This window comes from Salmonella sp. SJTUF14076 (assembly GCF_015534835.1).
In the GTDB taxonomy this organism is placed as follows: Bacteria; Pseudomonadota; Gammaproteobacteria; order Enterobacterales; family Enterobacteriaceae; genus Salmonella; species Salmonella enterica.
The window spans coordinates 955943-974401 of record NZ_CP064674.1 but is presented as its reverse complement, the minus strand read 5'-3'; the positions used below and the strand labels follow the sequence as shown (position 1 = coordinate 974401).

General features: G+C 52.2%; 15 protein-coding genes and 1 pseudogene. 4 read left to right on the top strand and 12 right to left on the bottom strand.

All coding sequences use genetic code 11. The features are described 5' to 3' along the window. Window positions 1-285: 285 nt before the first annotated feature. The gene (locus HU143_RS04770) at window positions 286-1371 is read left to right on the top strand and encodes a hypothetical protein (protein ID WP_031622610.1); all 1086 of its coding nucleotides are present in this window, start codon (window positions 286-288) and stop codon (window positions 1369-1371) included. Window positions 1372-1828: 457 nt separating this feature from the next. On the opposite strand, the gene HU143_RS04765 is transcribed toward HU143_RS04770, so the two are convergent. The 4 genes from HU143_RS04765 to rlmD all read right to left on the bottom strand — a co-directional run bounded on the left by HU143_RS04765 (window position 1829) and on the right by rlmD (window position 6113). After that, the gene (locus tag HU143_RS04765) at window positions 1829-2125 is read right to left on the bottom strand and encodes a type II toxin-antitoxin system RelE/ParE family toxin (RefSeq protein WP_023227750.1); all 297 of its coding nucleotides are present in this window, start codon (window positions 2123-2125) and stop codon (window positions 1829-1831) included. After that, a complete protein-coding gene (locus HU143_RS04760; RefSeq protein WP_010989226.1) occupies window positions 2091-2447 on the bottom strand; it encodes a type II toxin-antitoxin system ParD family antitoxin in 357 nt (118 codons plus the stop codon). The genes HU143_RS04765 and HU143_RS04760 overlap by 35 nt, the downstream gene beginning before the upstream one ends. Before the next feature lie 84 nt (window positions 2448-2531). After that, a complete protein-coding gene (gene relA, locus HU143_RS04755) occupies window positions 2532-4766 on the bottom strand; it encodes a GTP diphosphokinase (protein WP_000226841.1) in 2235 nt (744 codons plus the stop codon). A 51-nt stretch (window positions 4767-4817) separates the two neighbouring features. Continuing rightward, window positions 4818-6113 carry a 23S rRNA (uracil(1939)-C(5))-methyltransferase RlmD gene (gene rlmD / locus HU143_RS04750; protein ID WP_023227749.1) on the bottom strand — a complete coding sequence of 432 codons (1296 nt, stop codon included), beginning with the start codon at window positions 6111-6113 and terminating at the stop codon, window positions 4818-4820. Between the two features lie 57 nt (window positions 6114-6170). Between rlmD and barA the strand changes: the two genes are divergently transcribed. After that, on the top strand, window positions 6171-8927 hold the full coding sequence (barA, locus tag HU143_RS04745; protein WP_000186396.1) for a two-component sensor histidine kinase BarA: 2757 nt from the start codon (window positions 6171-6173) through the stop codon (window positions 8925-8927). Between the two features lie 43 nt (window positions 8928-8970). Here barA and HU143_RS04740 read toward each other — a convergent pair whose 3' ends face one another. The 4 genes from HU143_RS04740 to gudP all read right to left on the bottom strand — a co-directional run bounded on the left by HU143_RS04740 (window position 8971) and on the right by gudP (window position 14247). Then, entirely contained in the window at window positions 8971-10113 is a 1143-nt protein-coding gene (locus HU143_RS04740) for a glycerate kinase (RefSeq protein ID WP_023227748.1), read from the bottom strand. A gap of 77 nt (window positions 10114-10190) precedes the next feature. Beyond that, window positions 10191-11531, bottom strand: coding sequence for a glucarate dehydratase (gene gudD / locus HU143_RS04735; RefSeq protein WP_000107113.1), 1341 nt, complete (start codon window positions 11529-11531; stop codon window positions 10191-10193). 20 nt (window positions 11532-11551) lie between these two features. Further along, the gene (locus tag HU143_RS04730) at window positions 11552-12892 is read right to left on the bottom strand and encodes an enolase C-terminal domain-like protein (RefSeq protein WP_000211806.1); all 1341 of its coding nucleotides are present in this window, start codon (window positions 12890-12892) and stop codon (window positions 11552-11554) included. Continuing rightward, window positions 12889-14247 (bottom strand): galactarate/glucarate/glycerate transporter GudP, encoded by a 1359-nt coding sequence (gudP, locus tag HU143_RS04725; RefSeq protein ID WP_000097015.1) that lies wholly within the window; start codon window positions 14245-14247, stop codon window positions 12889-12891. The genes HU143_RS04730 and gudP overlap by 4 nt, the downstream gene beginning before the upstream one ends. Window positions 14248-14326: 79 nt before the next feature. Between gudP and HU143_RS04720 the strand changes: the two genes are divergently transcribed. Beyond that, window positions 14327-14578: a hypothetical protein gene (locus tag HU143_RS04720; protein WP_001626563.1), complete on the top strand. Its 252-nt coding sequence runs from the start codon at window positions 14327-14329 to the stop codon at window positions 14576-14578. Between the two features lie 148 nt (window positions 14579-14726). Here HU143_RS04720 and HU143_RS04715 read toward each other — a convergent pair whose 3' ends face one another. The 4 genes and pseudogenes from HU143_RS04715 to syd all read right to left on the bottom strand — a co-directional run bounded on the left by HU143_RS04715 (window position 14727) and on the right by syd (window position 17462). Then, window positions 14727-15176, bottom strand: a complete 450-nt coding sequence (locus tag HU143_RS04715) for a flavodoxin (protein ID WP_000807735.1) — start codon at window positions 15174-15176, stop codon at window positions 14727-14729. A gap of 18 nt (window positions 15177-15194) precedes the next feature. Next, on the bottom strand, window positions 15195-15977 hold the full coding sequence (truC, locus tag HU143_RS04710) for a tRNA pseudouridine(65) synthase TruC (RefSeq protein ID WP_000890028.1): 783 nt from the start codon (window positions 15975-15977) through the stop codon (window positions 15195-15197). After that, a pseudogene (locus HU143_RS04705) lies at window positions 15977-16305 on the bottom strand (YqcC family protein). Before HU143_RS04705 ends, truC begins: the two are co-directional and overlap by 1 nt. Window positions 16306-16916: 611 nt before the next feature. Continuing rightward, window positions 16917-17462: a SecY-interacting protein gene (gene syd, locus HU143_RS04700; protein WP_000343990.1), complete on the bottom strand. Its 546-nt coding sequence runs from the start codon at window positions 17460-17462 to the stop codon at window positions 16917-16919. Between the two features lie 68 nt (window positions 17463-17530). Here syd and queF point away from each other — a divergent pair, with 68 nt between their 5' ends. Then, on the top strand, window positions 17531-18379 hold the full coding sequence (queF, locus tag HU143_RS04695; protein ID WP_023227747.1) for an NADPH-dependent 7-cyano-7-deazaguanine reductase QueF: 849 nt from the start codon (window positions 17531-17533) through the stop codon (window positions 18377-18379). Window positions 18380-18459: the final 80 nt, after the last annotated feature.

Here is an 18459-nt window from a genome sequence, read left to right as displayed (position 1 = left end):
ATTTTTCGGCCTTCAGTGAGGGGCTCTGCTCCAGTTGCGCGATCAGATCATTTAACCAAAATAATAGTCGAACAAAAGAGGCGAGCCATGAACGGCTACCATTTCTTTCGCGAGTTAAGCGAAGAATGCTGAAAAAACAGTACAGAAAAGTCAGGATAAGGAGTTATACAGACGGCTTACCACTATCCCAATGCTGTATACAGGATTATTGGTTAGTTCACTTTACTGCTCCTAAAAAACCTGCCTCACTTAAAATTTAGCAAAATTATTGACCAAGGAAAACAAATGTGTACAAATTTTTTAAAAACATCGCTACTAATAACATCCACTTTTTGGTGTATTGCGCTACAATGCGCTGAAGTAAGAACGGATATAAAATATAATTCTCAAATTATTTCACAGTTTGATAGTATTAGCGCACTGGCTGGCGATCCTACATTCGATACCATCCATACCCCATTACCAACAAACATTCATATCCTTTCATCGTGCACTAAGTCAGGTGGATCAGGTGGAGGGGGGGGTTGTATTCCAGGTACATTGCCTGATGGACTTGAATCCACTCTTGAGTTTGATCCATCAACTTCTTTCATCAATACAACCGCTGTCGATAACGGTATCACTTATAGTTTTACTGGTGAAGCGGTAAAAGCGACGGCACATGCCAGCTGTACGGCTAATCAGGCAACTAACAGCGCAATTTGTGTATGGGATAAATCATTTTCACTTCCCCTCACCTTACTTACCAAACAGAACGGAATAACCATTAACCAGCAAAATCTTACAGTTTCGGTAATACCCGGAGGAGGAAATAATGATACTAACCAGTACTCATCCCTTTCCGGCCATATTATTATTGATGAATCGGTAAGCAGCTACACGAATTATGAACCGGAAACATCGGGCATTGAGAATTTAAAATTAAAATGGACTGTAACAGTGACAGAAGATACCGAAGGTGATGTCGGTATATGGAACGGATCACTTGTACTTAATGGCTCTCCAGCGTCCACCCTACATCGTTATTTGCTTCCAGAAATATTAGATGCTTCATTTTCTGAAAATGCGATAGCGCACAGTACCGAAGTCGCCATGACTGGCGCAAAAAATAATGTCGAGCTAGCCTCTGTATATCTCTACCATGGCAATACGCCATGCGATGATACATCCTTGTGTAACTACAGTCTTAATAAGACATCAGTTTCTCTTGTATGTCACGATCTGAATGCGCAACTTAACTTTAGCAACACTTGTAATGCTTCAGGCACAACACATTGCCTGAACGGAAAAGTAGGTACGATAAAGGGTACCTGGGAGAGAGTCAACATCGATACAACTTGTGCAATTACCGTTTTGATACCCTACGAATAAACACAGGAAAAATGATGACCATAAGCAAAAGAATCATAATTTCATTTATTCTATTTATGTGCTTCACCAACAATACATTTGGATCTGGATACGTTAAGATCAATGCCGAATTGAATGATATGGCAAGCAGAGGGGTAGGCACAGTGATTTAAATAGTAATCTACGGCGAAGGGGAAATCTTTCTTTTTGGTTGTACAGGGAACGCTTCGGCATACCAGAAAGGAGGTCAGCCCCTCACGGGATAGATGAAAAAACAGATCCAGAATCGCAGGGCGAAAAGAATTAATGATGAGAACAGATAAAGAATGAAGAAGCTTAGATCCAGACTCATAGCTAATTATTCATAGAATAAATACTATAGTAATGAATAAAATTCAGAATAGGTGTTACGTATTTCAAACACATAAAACCTTAACCGATATCACATAGAGTATAACTTGTTTTTTAAATAAAAAGGCTATAACCAATTTACATGCTTACCAGAATCCTGATGCTGGCTCAGAATACGTATCACGATAACTTCCGTAACTGATTGTATAAAATAGATAATATGCCTTTCAAACGGTAAGGCATAAATGTATTCACCCAGTTCAGGTCGAGGCGTGCCAATGTTATTGGCACTCATAATGCTGAATATTTCTGATAGATGATTAATATATCGATCGGCCTTTATTTCGCCAAAATGCTGCCAGCCGTAATGCCAGATATTTTCCAGATCTTCACTGGCCTTTGGCGTTAATTTTACCGTTCTCATCGGGTTTGATCATCCCTGTTTTGACCTTCCGTAAAAAGGCATCCTTTTCCCAGGCCTGCGGCTCTCCGCTGTTCAGACCTTCAGCCAGAAGTTCACGTAACGCCTGAAGTCGTGACTCGGCCTGTTTTTCCCTCAGCAGACGAAGAGACTCTCTGATCACTTCACTTTGCGTTCTGTAATCACCTGATTCTATGAGCGATTCAATAAACTCGCGCAGTTCATCGCCAAGATCAACGGTCATTGTTCTGGCCATAACAGCCTCCACTGTAAGTATAAATCTTACATAAGAGTACACCTGAAATGAAATGTACGTCAAAAACATACCCCATATATCATGCTTATGGGGTTGGCTAATGCGGCTTTGCTGAACGAGTAGCAAAGCCGCTACATTATTACTGTCTGGGGTTTACCCCCCGTGCAGTCGCCGTGCATCAATCACATCCGGTACCTGGTTCAGCTTACCGAGCACGCGGCCCAGCACCTGCAGGTTGTAGATCTCGATGGTCATATCAATGGTGGCGATCTGCTGTTTAATGTCGCTGCGGCTGGCGACGCCCAGCACGTTGACTTTTTCGTTAGCCAGAATGGTGGTGATATCACGCAATAAACCGCTGCGATCGTTGGCCTGGACGCGCACCACCAGCGAATATCCCGCCGAGTAGCTTTCGCCCCATACCGCCTCTACGATCCGCTCCGGCGCATGGGAGCGCAGTTCCGCCAGCTGTTCGCAGTCGGCCCGGTGCACGGAAATCCCCCGCCCCTGAGTAATGAAGCCGACAATTTCATCCCCCGGAATCGGCTGGCAGCAGCGGGCAATGTGGTGCATCAGGTTACCCACGCCTTCTACCACCACGCGCCCGTCGTCTTTACGACGATTTTGCGGCGCGTATGTTTTTTGCTGAAGCTGTTTCAGCGCCGCTGCATCCTGCTCCTCCGCACTCGGCTTATTGAACTGCGATTGCAGGAAATTCACCATCTGATTAAGACGGATATCGCCGCCGCCTATCGCCGCCAGCAACTCTTCCAGCTCATTAAAGTTGTAGCGCGGCAGCAGATGTTTCTCGGCCTCTTTCAGGCTAATCCCCAAATGCGCCAGCTCATCGTCGAGGATCTGCCGTCCAGCCAGGATATTTTTGTCACGGTCCTGTTTACGGAACCAGGCGTGAATTTTCGAGCGTCCGCGGCTGGTCGTCACATAGCCCAGGTTTGGATTCAGCCAGTCGCGGCTGGGATTCGGCTGCTTCTGAGTGATAATTTCAACCTGATCGCCCATCTGCAACTGATAGGTGAATGGCACAATACGCCCACCAATTTTCGCGCCGATGCAGCGGTGCCCGACATCGCTGTGGATATGGTAAGCAAAATCGAGCGGCGTAGATCCGGCAGGCAAGTCAACCACATCGCCTTTTGGCGTAAAAACGTAGACCCGATCGTCAAACACCTGGCTGCGCACTTCATCCAGCATTTCGCCGGAATCGGCCATCTCTTCCTGCCAGGCGATCAGCTTACGCAGCCACGCAATTCTGTCTTCATGGCCGGAACGCACGCCGCCGGACGCGGCGCCTTCTTTATACTTCCAGTGCGCCGCCACACCCAGTTCGGCGTCTTCATGCATCTGTTTGGTACGGATCTGGATCTCAACGGTTTTACCGCCCGGTCCCAGGACCACGGTGTGGATAGACTGGTAACCGTTCGGTTTCGGGTTAGCGACATAATCATCGAATTCATCCGGCAGGTGGCGATAGTGCGTATGCACTATCCCCAACGCGGCGTAGCAGTCTTGCAGACGTTCAGCGACGATACGCACGGCGCGCACATCAAAGAGTTCATCAAACGCCAGATGCTTTTTCTGCATTTTGCGCCAGATGCTATAAATATGTTTTGGTCGTCCGTAGACTTCCGCCTGCACGCCTTCGTTTTTCATTTCGGCGCGCAGATGTCCAACAAACTCTTCGATGTAATGTTCGCGATCGAGGCGGCGTTCATGCAGCAGTTTGGCGATGCGTTTGTATTCCGCCGGATGCAGGTAGCGGAAACAGTAGTCTTCCAGTTCCCACTTCAGTTGCCCGATGCCCAGACGATTAGCGAGCGGCGCATAGATGTTGGTACATTCTTTCGCCGCCAGCACGCGCTCATCTTCCGGCGCCTCTTTCACTTCGCGCAAATGAGCGATTCGCTCGGCCAGTTTGATGACCACGCAGCGGAAATCATCCACCATCGCCAATAACATTCGACGGACGTTATCGACCTGCTCCGAAGAAACAGAATCATTATGAGTGGCGTTTAACTGGCGGATCGCCGCCATATCGCGCACGCCATGAATCAGGGTAACGATAGATTTGCCGACGCTTTCGCGCAGTACATCTTCGCTGACTACGTTGGCGTCGGCCAGAGGGAACAGTAGCGCCGCCCGCAGCGTGTCGATATCCATACTCAGCGTGGAAAGAATTTCTACCATCTCCACGCCACGCCACAGCAACAGATCCGCATCCGGATGTCCTTGTGTCTGTTGCAGGCAATACGCCCAGGTTTCGGCTAAGCGCTCACACGACTGCTGGCTGGAAATTCCCAGGCTTGCGATCCACTTTTTCGGATCAAATTCACCAGCTTTATTAATATGTGCACTTCTTACCGCGACCATCGTCCTCTCCTTAAGGGACCAGGCCTACCGAAGTCGGTAAGCCGGTAATCATTACATGCGCTCGAACAGAACCATTGATTCCAGATGTCCTGTGTGCGGGAACATGTCGAGCATCGCTAAACGCGTAACCTCATATCCCGCATTGACTAGCGCTTCACTATCGCGCGCCAGCGTCGCCGGGTTACAGGATACATAAACAATGCGAATAGGTTTTAATTTTATAATATGTCGCATCACTCCTGTAGCCCCCGCACGCGCAGGATCGAGTAAGACTTTGTCAAAGCCGTTTTTCGCCCACGGCTGCTTCGTGACATCTTCCTCCAGGTTCTCATGGAAGAATGTCACATTATGTAAACCATTGCGGATGGCGTTTTCACGGCCTTTTTCTACCAGCGCCGGAACGCCCTCAACCCCTACCACGCTTGCCGCGCGCGTTGCCAGCGGCAGCGTAAAATTCCCCATTCCGCAGAACAGATCCAGGACACGATCCTCGGCGCGCACATCAAGCCACTCCAGCGCGCGGGCGACCATTTGCTGGTTTACCGCCTCATTAACCTGAATAAAGTCTCGCGGACTGAAGGCTAAACGTAAGCCGTGCGAATCATACCAGGGCGCCTCGCCAGATACCGTTTCCAGTATCTCGCTAAACGGCGCCAGAAACAGAGACAATCCCTCAGAATGCGAAAAGCGTTCCAGTTTTTCTTTATCCGCCGCACTTAATGGCGCGGTATGGCGCAGAATCATCAGCGTACCGCTTCCCGCCTGTACCAGCTCAACATGCCCAAGATGTCGGGTGCCGTGTAAACTCGCCAGACACGCCCTGATGCGGGGCAGCAATGCTTCAAGCTGGGGCGCCAAAACGGGGCACTGTTCGACATTGACGATATCGCTGGAACCCGCTTTGCGAAATCCCATTTGCAGCGGTTTATCCGGCGGGCAATTCAGACTTAACCGCGCACGACGCCGATAACCCCAGGGCGCGCCGGCGATGATGTCATTCACCTCGTGTTTCATCAAACGCGCCAGCGCCGCGCTTTTGCTGCGTTGTTGCAGGGCGACGCTGACATGCTGTTGCTGACAACCGCCGCAGACGCCAAAATGCGGGCAGCGCGGCGTTTCTCGTTCCGGGCTATCATTCAAACGGCGCGAAACGCGTGCGCGGGCAAATTGCTTTTTATCTTCTGTAATAATGACTTCTGCGCTTTCCTCAGGCAATAAACCGGGGATAAACAGCGCCTTTCCGTTATGACGGGCTACGCCCTGACCAAATGAATCGAGGTCATTGACTTTAACGGTTATGATCTGACGCGTCGTCACGCGCCGTTTTGCAGAGTAGAATTGCGCCATCGACCAGCTTTTTCTCAATTTAACAGTGTGACCCTAATTGTCCCATAACGGAACTCCATGACCAACTACAGCCTGCGCGCACGCATGATGATTCTGATCCTGGCCCCGACCGTCCTGATAGGTTTGCTGCTCAGTATCTTTTTTGTAGTGCACCGCTATAACGACCTGCAGCGTCAACTGGAAGATGCCGGCGCCAGTATTATTGAACCGCTCGCCGTCTCCAGCGAATATGGTATGAACTTACAAAACCGGGAGTCTATCGGCCAACTTATCAGCGTCCTGCACCGCAGACACTCTGATATTGTGCGGGCGATTTCCGTTTATGACGATCATAACCGCCTGTTTGTAACGTCTAATTTCCATCTGGACCCCTCACAGATGCAGCTTCCTGCCGGAGCGCCGTTTCCACGTCGTCTGAGCGTTGATCGCCACGGCGATATTATGATTCTGCGCACCCCGATTATCTCGGAGAGCTATTCGCCGGACGAGTCAGCGATTGCTGACGCGAAAAATACCAAAAATATGCTGGGGTATGTGGCGCTTGAACTGGATCTCAAGTCGGTCAGGCTACAGCAATACAAAGAGATTTTTATCTCCAGCGTGATGATGCTTTTTTGTATTGGCATTGCGCTGATCTTTGGCTGGCGGCTTATGCGCGATGTCACCGGGCCTATCCGTAATATGGTGAATACCGTTGACCGCATTCGTCGCGGACAACTGGATAGCCGTGTGGAAGGATTTATGCTGGGCGAGCTGGACATGCTGAAAAACGGCATTAATTCCATGGCGATGTCGCTTGCCGCCTATCACGAAGAGATGCAGCATAATATCGATCAGGCCACTTCAGACCTGCGTGAAACCCTTGAGCAGATGGAAATCCAAAACGTTGAGCTGGATCTGGCGAAAAAGCGCGCCCAGGAAGCGGCGCGTATTAAGTCGGAGTTCCTGGCGAACATGTCGCACGAACTGCGAACGCCGCTGAACGGCGTCATTGGCTTTACCCGCCTGACATTAAAAACGGAGCTGAACCCCACCCAGCGTGACCATCTGAACACCATTGAGCGTTCCGCGAATAATCTGCTGGCGATCATTAATGACGTGCTCGACTTCTCCAAGCTGGAAGCCGGTAAGCTCATTCTGGAAAGTATCCCTTTTCCACTGCGCAACACGCTGGATGAAGTGGTTACGCTGCTGGCCCACTCGTCGCATGATAAAGGGCTGGAGTTGACGTTAAATATTAAAAACGACGTCCCGGATAATGTGATTGGCGACCCGCTGCGCCTGCAACAGGTCATTACTAATCTGGTGGGTAATGCCATTAAGTTCACCGAGAGTGGCAATATCGATATTCTGGTAGAAAAGCGGGCGCTCAGTAACACCAAAGTACAGATTGAAGTGCAGATCCGCGATACGGGGATCGGCATTCCGGAGCGCGACCAGTCGCGACTGTTTCAGGCGTTTCGCCAGGCCGATGCCAGTATTTCTCGCCGTCACGGCGGCACCGGGCTTGGGCTGGTGATTACGCAAAAGCTGGTCAACGAAATGGGCGGGGATATCTCTTTCCACAGCCAGCCTAATCGCGGCTCGACCTTCTGGTTTCATATTAATCTTGATCTTAACCCAAATGTCATTATTGACGGTCCGTCGACCGCGTGTCTGGCCGGAAAACGGCTGGCTTATATCGAACCGAATGCTACCGCCGCGCAATGTACCCTGGATCTGCTGAGCGACACGCCGGTGGAAGTGATTTACAGCCCGACCTTCTCCGCGCTGCCGTTAGCGCACTACGATATTATGATTTTGAGCGTTCCGGTGACCTTCCGCGAGCCGCTCACCATGCAGCATGAACGTCTGGCGAAAGCGGCGTCAATGACGGACTTTCTACTGCTGGCGCTACCTTGCCATGCGCAAATTAACGCCGAAAAGCTGAAACAAGGAGGCGCGGCGGCCTGTCTGTTAAAACCATTGACGTCAACGCGCCTGTTGCCAGCGCTGACGGAATATTGCCAGTTGAATCACCATCCTGAACCGCTGCTAATGGATACCAGTAAAATCACCATGACGGTTATGGCGGTTGATGATAATCCCGCTAATCTGAAGCTTATCGGCGCGTTACTGGAAGATAAAGTCCAGCACGTAGAGCTTTGTGATAGCGGACATCAGGCGGTGGATCGGGCGAAACAAATGCAGTTTGATCTGATTTTGATGGATATTCAGATGCCGGATATGGACGGCATACGCGCCTGCGAATTGATTCACCAGCTTCCTCATCAGCAGCAAACACCGGTTATTGCCGTTACGGCACATGCGATGGCCGGGCAAAAAGAGAAGTTGCTCAGCGCGGGCATGAACGACTATCTGGCTAAACCGATAGAAGAAGAGAAGTTGCATAATCTGTTGCTGCGCTATAAACCTGGCGCCAACGTAGCAGCGCGTCTGATGGCGCCGGAACCGGCTGAGTTTATCTTCAATCCGAATGCGACGCTCGACTGGCAGCTTGCGCTCCGCCAGGCTGCCGGTAAGCCCGATCTGGCGCGGGATATGCTGCAAATGCTGATTGATTTTCTGCCGGAAGTGCGCAACAAAATTGAAGAACAACTGGTGGGAGAAAATCCCAACGGTCTGGTCGATCTGGTCCATAAGCTACACGGGAGCTGCGGCTATAGCGGCGTACCGCGGATGAAGAACCTTTGCCAGCTTATTGAGCAACAGCTTCGCAGCGGCGTCCACGAAGAGGAGCTGGAGCCTGAGTTTCTGGAGCTGCTGGATGAGATGGATAATGTCGCGCGTGAAGCGAAGAAGATATTGGGCTGATATTCGCCGGATGGCGGCGTGACCGCCTTATCCGGCCTACAACTCAGCGTAACTGTTGCCCCGCTTTCAGCGTTGCAGCCACGTTGCGCGCGGTCATTCGTACGTTTTCACTCGCATTCTTCAGCGCATCCTCCAGCGTGCAGATGGTATAAATCACGCTGAAAACCGCATCAAGCCCATGTTCATGAACCACGCCAACGTCCGCCGTCAGGCTACCCGCTATACCAATTACCGGCTTGTTATACCGTTTGGCGATGTTTGCCACGCCAATAGGGACTTTACCGTGAATGGTCTGGCTGTCGATGCGTCCCTCGCCAGTGATGACTAAATCAGCATCCGCAAGACACGCTTCCAGATGAAGCGCATCGGTGACAATCTCAATGCCACGCCGTAGCTGCACGCCGCAAAACGCGTATAACGCCGCTCCCATGCCGCCAGCCGCGCCGCCGCCTGCCAGCTCCAACACATCGACATGCAAATCGCGGGCAATCAAATGCGCATAGCGAGTCAATGCCGTATCCAGGCGTTCAATCATTTCCGGCGTCGCCCCTTTTTGCGGACCAAAAACTGCAGACGCGCCCTCTTTGCCGGTAAGGGGATTCGTGACATCGCAGGCGACCTCTATATGGCACGCCGACAAACGCTTATCCAGGCCGCTGATATCAATGCTGGCGAGTGTTTCCAGCCCAATGCCGCCTTGCGCAATATCATTGCCCTGCGCATCCCGTAGCCTGGCCCCCAGCGCCTGCACCATCCCCGCGCCGCCATCGTTGGTGGCGCTACCGCCGATACCAATAATGATATGCTCAACGCCCGCATCCAGCGCATGACGGATCAGCTCGCCGGTTCCCCATGACGTGGTCTTCAACGGATCGCGTTGCGCGGGCGGCACCTGCTCCAGCCCGCTGGCGGCCGCCATTTCAATGAACGCGGAACGCGCATCGCCGGAAAGCCCATAAAACGCATTGACGCGATGCCCCAACGGCCCGGTGACCTCAACATGCACGATTCGACCCGCCGTCGCTTCAACCATCGCTTCGACAGTACCTTCTCCGCCATCAGCCAGCGGTAATTTCAGGTAATCCGCGTCAGGCCAGATCTCGCGAAATCCTTGTTCAATGGCGGTCGCTACCTCAAGAGCACTCAAACTTTCCTTATACGAATCTGGTGCGATCACTATTTTCATAAGTCGTCCTTACGCATGTTGATCCTGTTAAGCATACACCCAGAGAAGGACCGGTTCCTTACGGAACCGGCTCTGACTTAACGCACCATGCAAGGGCGCTTATTATCAAACGTCCAGCCAGGAATTAAGTACTGCATTCCCATCGCGTCGTCACGCGCGCCTAAGCCATGCTTTTGATAGAGCTCATGCGCTTTCATCACCTGATCCATATCGAGCTCAACGCCCAGCCCCGGTTTGGTCGGTACTTGCACCATGCCGCCTTTAATTTCAAACGGTTCTTTAGTCAGACGTTGGTTGCCTTCCTGCCAGATCCAGTGGGTATCGATAGCAGTGATCTTGCCCGGCGCCGCCGCGGCAACATGGGTAAACATCGCCAGTGAAATATCAAAGTGGTTGTTAGAGTGCGAGCCCCAGGTCAGGCCGAACTCATGACACATTTGCGCCACGCGTACAGAGCCTTGCATAGTCCAGAAGTGCGGGTCCGCCAGCGGGATATCGACGGATTGCAGCGACAGCGTATGCCCCATCTGACGCCAGTCGGTGGCGATCATATTGGTGGCCGTCGGTAATCCGGTCGCGCGACGGAATTCCGCCATCACTTCACGACCGGAAAAACCCTGCTCCGCGCCGCACGGATCTTCTGCATAGGCCAGAGAACCTTTCAGGTATTTACCAATGCTGATCGCTTCGTTCAGCGACCAGGCACCGTTTGGATCGAGCGTGACGCGCGCTTGTGGGAAACGTTTCGCCAGCGCCACGATTGACTCGGCCTCTTCTTCGCCCGCCAGCACGCCGCCTTTCAGTTTGAAGTCGTTGAAGCCGTATTTTTCATAGGCGGCTTCCGCCAGACGCACTACCGTTTCCGGCGTCATCGCCTCTTCATGGCGCAGACGATACCAGTCGCATTGCTCATCCGGCTGGCTCTGATACGGCAGCGGCGTAGCCTTGCGATTGCCGACAAAGAACAGATAACCCAGCATTTCGACTTCGCTTCGCTGCTGACCGTCGCCTAACAGCGAAGCGACGTTGACGCCCAGGTGTTGGCCCAAAAGGTCAAGCATTGCCGCTTCAATACCAGTCACCACATGGATAGTGGTACGGAGATCGAACGTTTGTAAACCGCGTCCGCCCGCATCGCGATCGGCAAACTGGTTGCGAACGGCGGTCAGGACATTTTTATATTCACCCAGCGTTTTTCCCACCACCAGTGGGATCGCATCTTCCAGCGTTTTGCGAATTTTTTCGCCGCCCGGAATCTCGCCGACCCCGGTATGACCGGAGTTATCTTTAATAATGACGATGTTGCGCGTAAAGAACGGGGCGTGCGCGCCGCTCAGGTTCATCAGCATACTGTCATGACCCGCAACCGGGATAACCTGCATTTCAGTCACTACAGGCGTCGTAAATTGAGTACTCATAACTGTGTCCTTATTCAGAATTAGTGACGACCAAAAACAGGGCGTTTGCGGTCAAAAGTCCAGCCGGGGATCAGGTATTGCATCGGGCCTGCATCATTACGCGCGCCGCCTGGCAGCTTTTTATACGCGTCATGCGCTTTTCGCACCTGTTCCCAGTCAAGCTCCACGCCCAGTCCTGGCGCATCCGGAACGGCAATTTTGCCGTTTTTAATTTCCAGCGGATTTTTAGTCAGGCGGCAATCGCCCTCCTGCCAGATCCAGTGCGTATCAATAGCGGTGGGTTTGCCTGGCGCCGCCGCGCCGACATGGGTAAACATCGCCAGTGAAATATCAAAATGGTTATTCGAATGGCAGCCCCAGGTTAGCCCCCAGTCATCGCACAGTTGCGCCACGCGAACGGCGCCGGTGAGAGTCCAGAAATGCGGGTCGGCAAGAGGAATATCTACCGCGTTGAGCATCACTGCATGCCCCATTTCGCGCCAGTTGGTGGCAATCATATTGGTCGCCACCGGCAGTCCTGTCGCGCGGCGGAACTCCGCCATGACTTCACGACCAGAGAATCCTTGCTCCGCGCCGCACGGATCTTCCGCGTAGGTCAGTACATCATTCAGCCCTTTGCACAACGCAATGGCTTCATCCAGTAGCCAGGCGCCGTTCGGATCCACGGTAATACGCGCGTCCGGGAAGCGTTTTTTTAGCGCGCGAACGGTATCAATCTCTTGTTCGCCCGGCAGCACGCCGCCCTTGAGTTTAAAATCTTTAAAGCCGTAGCGATCCTGAGACGCTTCCGCCAGCCGCACGACCGCGTCGCTGTTCAGCGCTTCCTGATGGCGCAGGCGATACCATTCATGACTGCCCGGCGTGCTTTCCAGATACGGCAGATCGGTTTTAGTGCGATCGCCAATATAGAAGAGATAGCCCAACACGGTGACGGCATCGCGCTGTTTACCGGGTCCTAACAGTTCACAGACCGGCACATTAAGCGCCTGCCCCAGTAGATCAAGCAGCGCCGCTTCCAAAGCTGCCACCGCGTTAACCCGCAGTTCAAACGTCCATGCGCCTTTACCAAAGGTGTCAAAATCAGCAGCCTGGTTGCCTTTATGCACCTGTTGCACCACTTTGTTCAGGCGGGCGACTTCCTGGCCTAATACCATCGGAATAGCATCGACCAGCGTCTGATAAATCACTTCTCCGCCCGGCGCCTCGCCGACGCCAGTATGCCCGGCGTTATCGGTGAGGACGACGATGTTACGGGTGAAGTACGCGTTATGCGCGCCGCCGATGTTGAGTAACATACTGTCATGTCCGGCAACCGGAATGACCTTCATGTCCGTAATAACGGGACTGGATTGCGTTGTCATGATAATTGTCCTGCGACAGGTTTCAGTTCAATACGCTTAATATCACCTACCAGCACCAGATAGCTGATGATGGCCACCAGGGCATGTACGCCGACATAGATCAACGCGCCGTTGAAGGAACCGGTGGTGCCAACGATGTAACCAATCGCGATTGGCGTCACAATACCGGAGATATTGCCGAACATATTAAACAAGCCGCCGGAAAGACCGCTGATCTCTTTCGGCGCGGTATCCGCCATTACTGCCCAGCCCAACGCGCCGATACCTTTACCGAAGAAGGCCAACGCCATAAAGCCGATGATCATCCATTCCACGTTCACATAGTTACAGAACACCATGACCATTGACAGCAACATCCCCAGCACAATCGGCGTCTTGCGCGCGATATTCAGGGAGCCGGTACGACGCATCAGCCAGTCGGAAATGATGCCGCCCAACACGCCGCCGATAAAGCCGCAGACCGCAGGAACCGAGGCGACAAAGCCCGCTTTGAGAATCGACATGCCGCGCGCCTGGACCAAATAGACCGGGAACCAGGTAATAAAGAAATAGGTCAATGCGTTAATACAGTACTGACCGATGTAAACGCCAATCATCATACGAGAGCCCAGCAGCTGTTTGATCTGGCCCCATTTGACGCTAAACGGTACTTTCGCTTTAGTGTCTTTCTGATCCATATTGATCAGCGCGCCGCCTTCTGCGATGTACTCCAACTCTTTCTTATTTACGCCCGGATGGTTATTTGGTTCATGGATAACTTTCAACCAGATAAAGCTGATGATGATCCCTAACCCGCCCATAAAGAAGAAGACATGCGACCAGCCCACTTCGTGCGTCAGCCAGCCCATAATCGGCGCGAAAATAACCGTGGCAAAGTATTGCGCGGAGTTAAAGATGGCCACCGCCGTTCCCCTCTCCTGCGCCGGGAACCAGGCTGCAACGATGCGACTGTTACCCGGGAAAGAAGGCGATTCCGCCAGACCAACCAGGAAACGAAGCGTAAAGAGGGCGACAATAATGCCGAAACCACTAAAGATATCGACAAAACCCTGCAACAGGGTGAAGACTGACCAAATGAAAATAGACCAGAAATAGACGCGTTTGGAACCAAAGCGGTCCAGCAGCCAGCCGCCCGGGATCTGCCCGATAACATAGGCCCATGAAAAAGCAGAAAAAACATAGCCCATGCCTACCGGATCAAGGCCGATATCTTTGGCCATTTCTGAGCCGGCAATGGACAATGTGGCGCGGTCGCCGTAGTTGAAGGATGTGACGATAAACAGCATCACCACTATCCAGTAGCGGGCGTTCGTGCGTTTCTCCGCACTGCTCGCCGCGTGACTTAATGAACTCATTGTTGCACTCCTGAAATTTCGCGTTAGCTACGCTCACTCTGAACTGCACAACCGGTAGGGAATCAGAGATAACGTTTCCTTGTTGCAGCTTTTATTAGGTCGTTTGCTTTGCACGCTGCATGCTTTTATTCACTGGCAGGAGAAGTATAAAAAGCGCGCCACACACACTCACCGTGCAACAACACAGTATTTTGGCGATGAATTACGCCTGTTTATGGCAAAAGCCCAGGACAGTGGAAGCCACTTCACGGAAATGAAATCAGAAGGCGTCGGCGTCGACGCAGGAGGAGTAAAAAGAGAAGAATGTGAAACAGGTCGCTTGATTACATGAAAACGCCCGTAAAAAACTGCCGCTTTTGCGGGCATATGCCCAAAGCTAACACGATTCAGTTACTTTACACTGTGTACAGGTCGTTATTTGCTTACTGGCAACGCAAGCAAACGAAAAGGTACCCTCCCGTAGGGGGGAGGGATTTACCTCAGGAAAGTAAAGTTCCCCAGTTTTCAACCCAGGGATTGGATTGGCTCTCCGGCTCCGGATGTTCGCTGGCGTCAATGAATAATATCTCCCCCACCCGCTGCGCGCTTTGTTCTTGCAACAGGGCATCAAACTGTTTGCCGCCATTACAGAAATTGGGGTAGCTGCTATCACCTAGCGCAATCACCCCGTAACGCAGGTTTGGCTGAAAACCCAACGTATCTTTAATGCCGTGAAAGAGCGGCGCAATGCTATCCGGTAGATCGCCCTGCCCGGTCGTCGAGGTAACGACCAGCGCAACCTTATCCTGATATTGCTGCCAGTCGGACAGTTCAGGATCTTCAAACACGGTCGCGCTGTGGCCCTGTCTGGCGAGGATCGCTTCCGCTTCTTCCGCCACCAGCAGTGAGTTGCCATACATGGTCCCGACAAAAATACCAATTTCTGCCATTATGCGTATCTCCCTGAATTATGCCTGATGAGTCTCATCCTGCCGGGACGCCGCCGTAAACTCAACCCTTTCATTGTCAGGGAGAAGTCCCCGCCAGCCAAACTGTGTCAGCGCCTGCATCCAGGTTTCATCCAACCCGGCCTGAATTATCAACGGCTGTCCGGTGAAGGGGTGCGTCAGTTCAAGCCGACTGGCATGAAGCATCAGGCGACGACAGGCAAAATGCTCTGCGGCGCTGCGGTTTTGTCGCAAATCGCCATGCTTGCTGTCGCCGATGATAGGATGACGCAGATGCGCCAGATGACGACGAAGCTGGTGCTTGCGTCCCGTTTTTGGTTCCAGCTCAACCAGACCATAACGCGTGGTGGGATAACGTCCGGTCGGCACCGCCATTTCGACCGTCGCCAGTCCGCGATACTGCGTTACGGCCGGCTGGGGCGCTTTATCTTCGCGGGCGAATTTATCGGCAATTTTATCGCGCTCTTCCACCAGCGGATAATCCAGTACCGCGTCATCCATCAGCCAGCCGCGCACAATGGCATGGTAGCGTTTACGGATGTGGTGCTGCTCGAACTGCTGCGCCAGACGGCGTCCCGCTTCGCTGGACAGCCCCATTAACAGTACGCCCGACGTGGGTCTGTCGAGACGGTGGGCGGTAAAAACATGCTGGCCGATTTGGTCGCGCACCGTTTGCATGACCACGACTTTTTCGTCGCGATCCAGCCAGCTCCGGTGAACAAGCCATCCTGCGGGTTTATTCACGGCAACCAGCCACGGGTCTTGATAGAGGATCTCCAGCATCAGGATTTATCGCGGGCGAATACGCATCCAGATCCTGCAAAACCGCCAGGATCGCCTCCCGCTGCGGATGATCCGCCGCCAGCGCCATTTCATAATAAGGGGCGACGGCAAACGCCTCGGGCAGCGGCTGCGCATTATCAAGTAGGGTATGCATACGTGGGATCAATACCCATTGCAGCCATTCCAGCGGTTCCATGGTATCCATAAAAAATGGTTGGGTGCTGGTAAACAGGTGCGCCTGCGGCGCATCCTGCCGCCAGTGGCGATGCTCGCGCAGCAGCGTTTCAAGCGTATGTAACTGCTGACGCACACGGTCATGAGTCGTCATGTTAAAAACCTCAATGATGAAAATCTGGCGCGAAGAATAACAAAAAAAAGGGAGCACTGTATAAACAGTGCTCCCGGTTCGTTTCGCAGCATTCCAGCTACTTTTCGTGCTCCCTGCTCATCCGTGACAACTTTTCCTGTGACCTTACGGCCTGTTCATCCTGAACGTTTGCATCCTGCGCACATCGCCCGATGTGATAGCTTCTTCCTGAAGCGTCCCTGGTCATCCAGACCCGCCGAACATCCTGATCGGCTCTCGTTCTCCGTCCTGGAGGTGTCCTTTAACGCATCCTGCGCTTTCCACTTTGCTTCATCCTGAAGCCTTTCCTTGTAACACCATCCTGGCGTGTCCTGCTGAAGCGTCATCATCCTGACGTTCACTTCGTTGTACGACTCCCTGTCGACGAAGATAGAATCGCCTGTTTCACCTTGTCTTACAAGACGCTTACAGACAATACCTTAAGTAAATTTTCATATGAAAGTGCGCAAAAACATTTTAATTAGTTGTTTTATATAGACTTACATAAGAAAACGGGGCTCAGTATCCGCTGATATCCTGGCGATCTCCTACAGACTTTGTAAGAGATCTCTCACACCTGTTAGGGCAAACGATTACAGAAGAGGATTAAGTTGCGTAAGGAATTCCGCAAGCGTTGCGGCAAGAACGGTACGATTGCGGGTGCCCAGCGTTTCTTTAATCACCTCGCCGGACAGATTACAGACCGAAATGACCTCAAGCTCATTTTCCTGCGTCGCAATAAAAAGCGTGGGAGGAAGCTTGAGCCGCTTTTGCGTGACCAGGTGGCCTATCAGATTTTCCTGCACGCGCCGAAAGTCATCCTGACTCCAGGTTTGCAGTAGCGTAAGCTTTTCATCCGCAAACTGCGCGGGCATGTCGCCAGCAAACTGCGTGGTGTAAAACGCGTGGAGCGCAGGTTGTACCATAATATCGAAGGCGCGTTCAACCGCGTTTACATTTTCTTCGCCTTCAAAAGGTTGCGGCTGCCAGTAAACGGCATCGCGGGTTGAAGAAATAATGCACGGAGAAGGTACGCCATACAGTTCTTCGCTCAACGGCCAGCTACCGTGTTTTTCTTGCCACGCGTCGCAGTAACGCGTCGTAAAGGCTTTCAATGCCTGCGCTGTCAGTTCGTCCACCAGTTTCTCTCTTCATAAAAGCCAGGATACACTTGACGCATAGTGTATCTGGTTTATGACGGTGAAACATGTCTTCTTATGAAAACCATCAGGCTCTCGATAGCCTGACTCTCGGAAAATCAACGGATTACCGGGACAATTATGACGCCAGCCTGCTGCAGGGCGTACCGCGCAGTTTGAATCGCGACCCGCTCGGATTAACAGCCGATAATTTACCGTTCCACGGCGCGGATATCTGGACGTTGTATGAACTTTCCTGGCTTAACAGCCAGGGTCTTCCGCAGGTCGCCGTCGGGCATGTCGAACTGGATTACACCAGCGTTAATTTAATCGAATCCAAAAGTTTTAAACTGTATCTGAACAGCTTTAACCAGACGCGCTTTGACACCTGGGAGACGGTGCGCCAGACGCTGGAGCGCGATCTGCGCGCCTGCGCGCAGGGCAACGTTAGCGTGAGGCTTTATCGTCTTGATGAGCTGGAAGGACAGCCTGTCGCCCATTTCCACGGCACCTGTATTGACGATCAGGATATCAGTATCGACAACTACCAGTTTACTACCGACTATCTGCAACATGCGGTCAGCGGCGAGAAGCAAGTAGAAGAAACGCTGGTCAGTCATCTGTTGAAATCCAACTGCCTGATCACCCACCAGCCGGACTGGGGCTCGATACAAATTCAGTATCGCGGGCGCAAAATCGACAGGGAAAAACTGCTGCGTTATCTGGTCTCCTTCCGTCACCATAATGAATTTCACGAGCAGTGCGTAGAGCGTATTTTCAATGACATTCTGCGCTTCTGCCAGCCGGAAACGTTAAGCGTTTATGCGCGCTATACCCGCCGCGGCGGGCTGGACATTAATCCCTGGCGCAGCAATACCGATTTTGTGCCCGCCACGGGCAGGCTGGCGCGTCAGTAATCTTTTTTGTCAATTTTGCGTGCCGGATTGCGCATGTAAGGTTGTGAAAGGTCATCAGCCAGGGCTATTGTAATCAACAG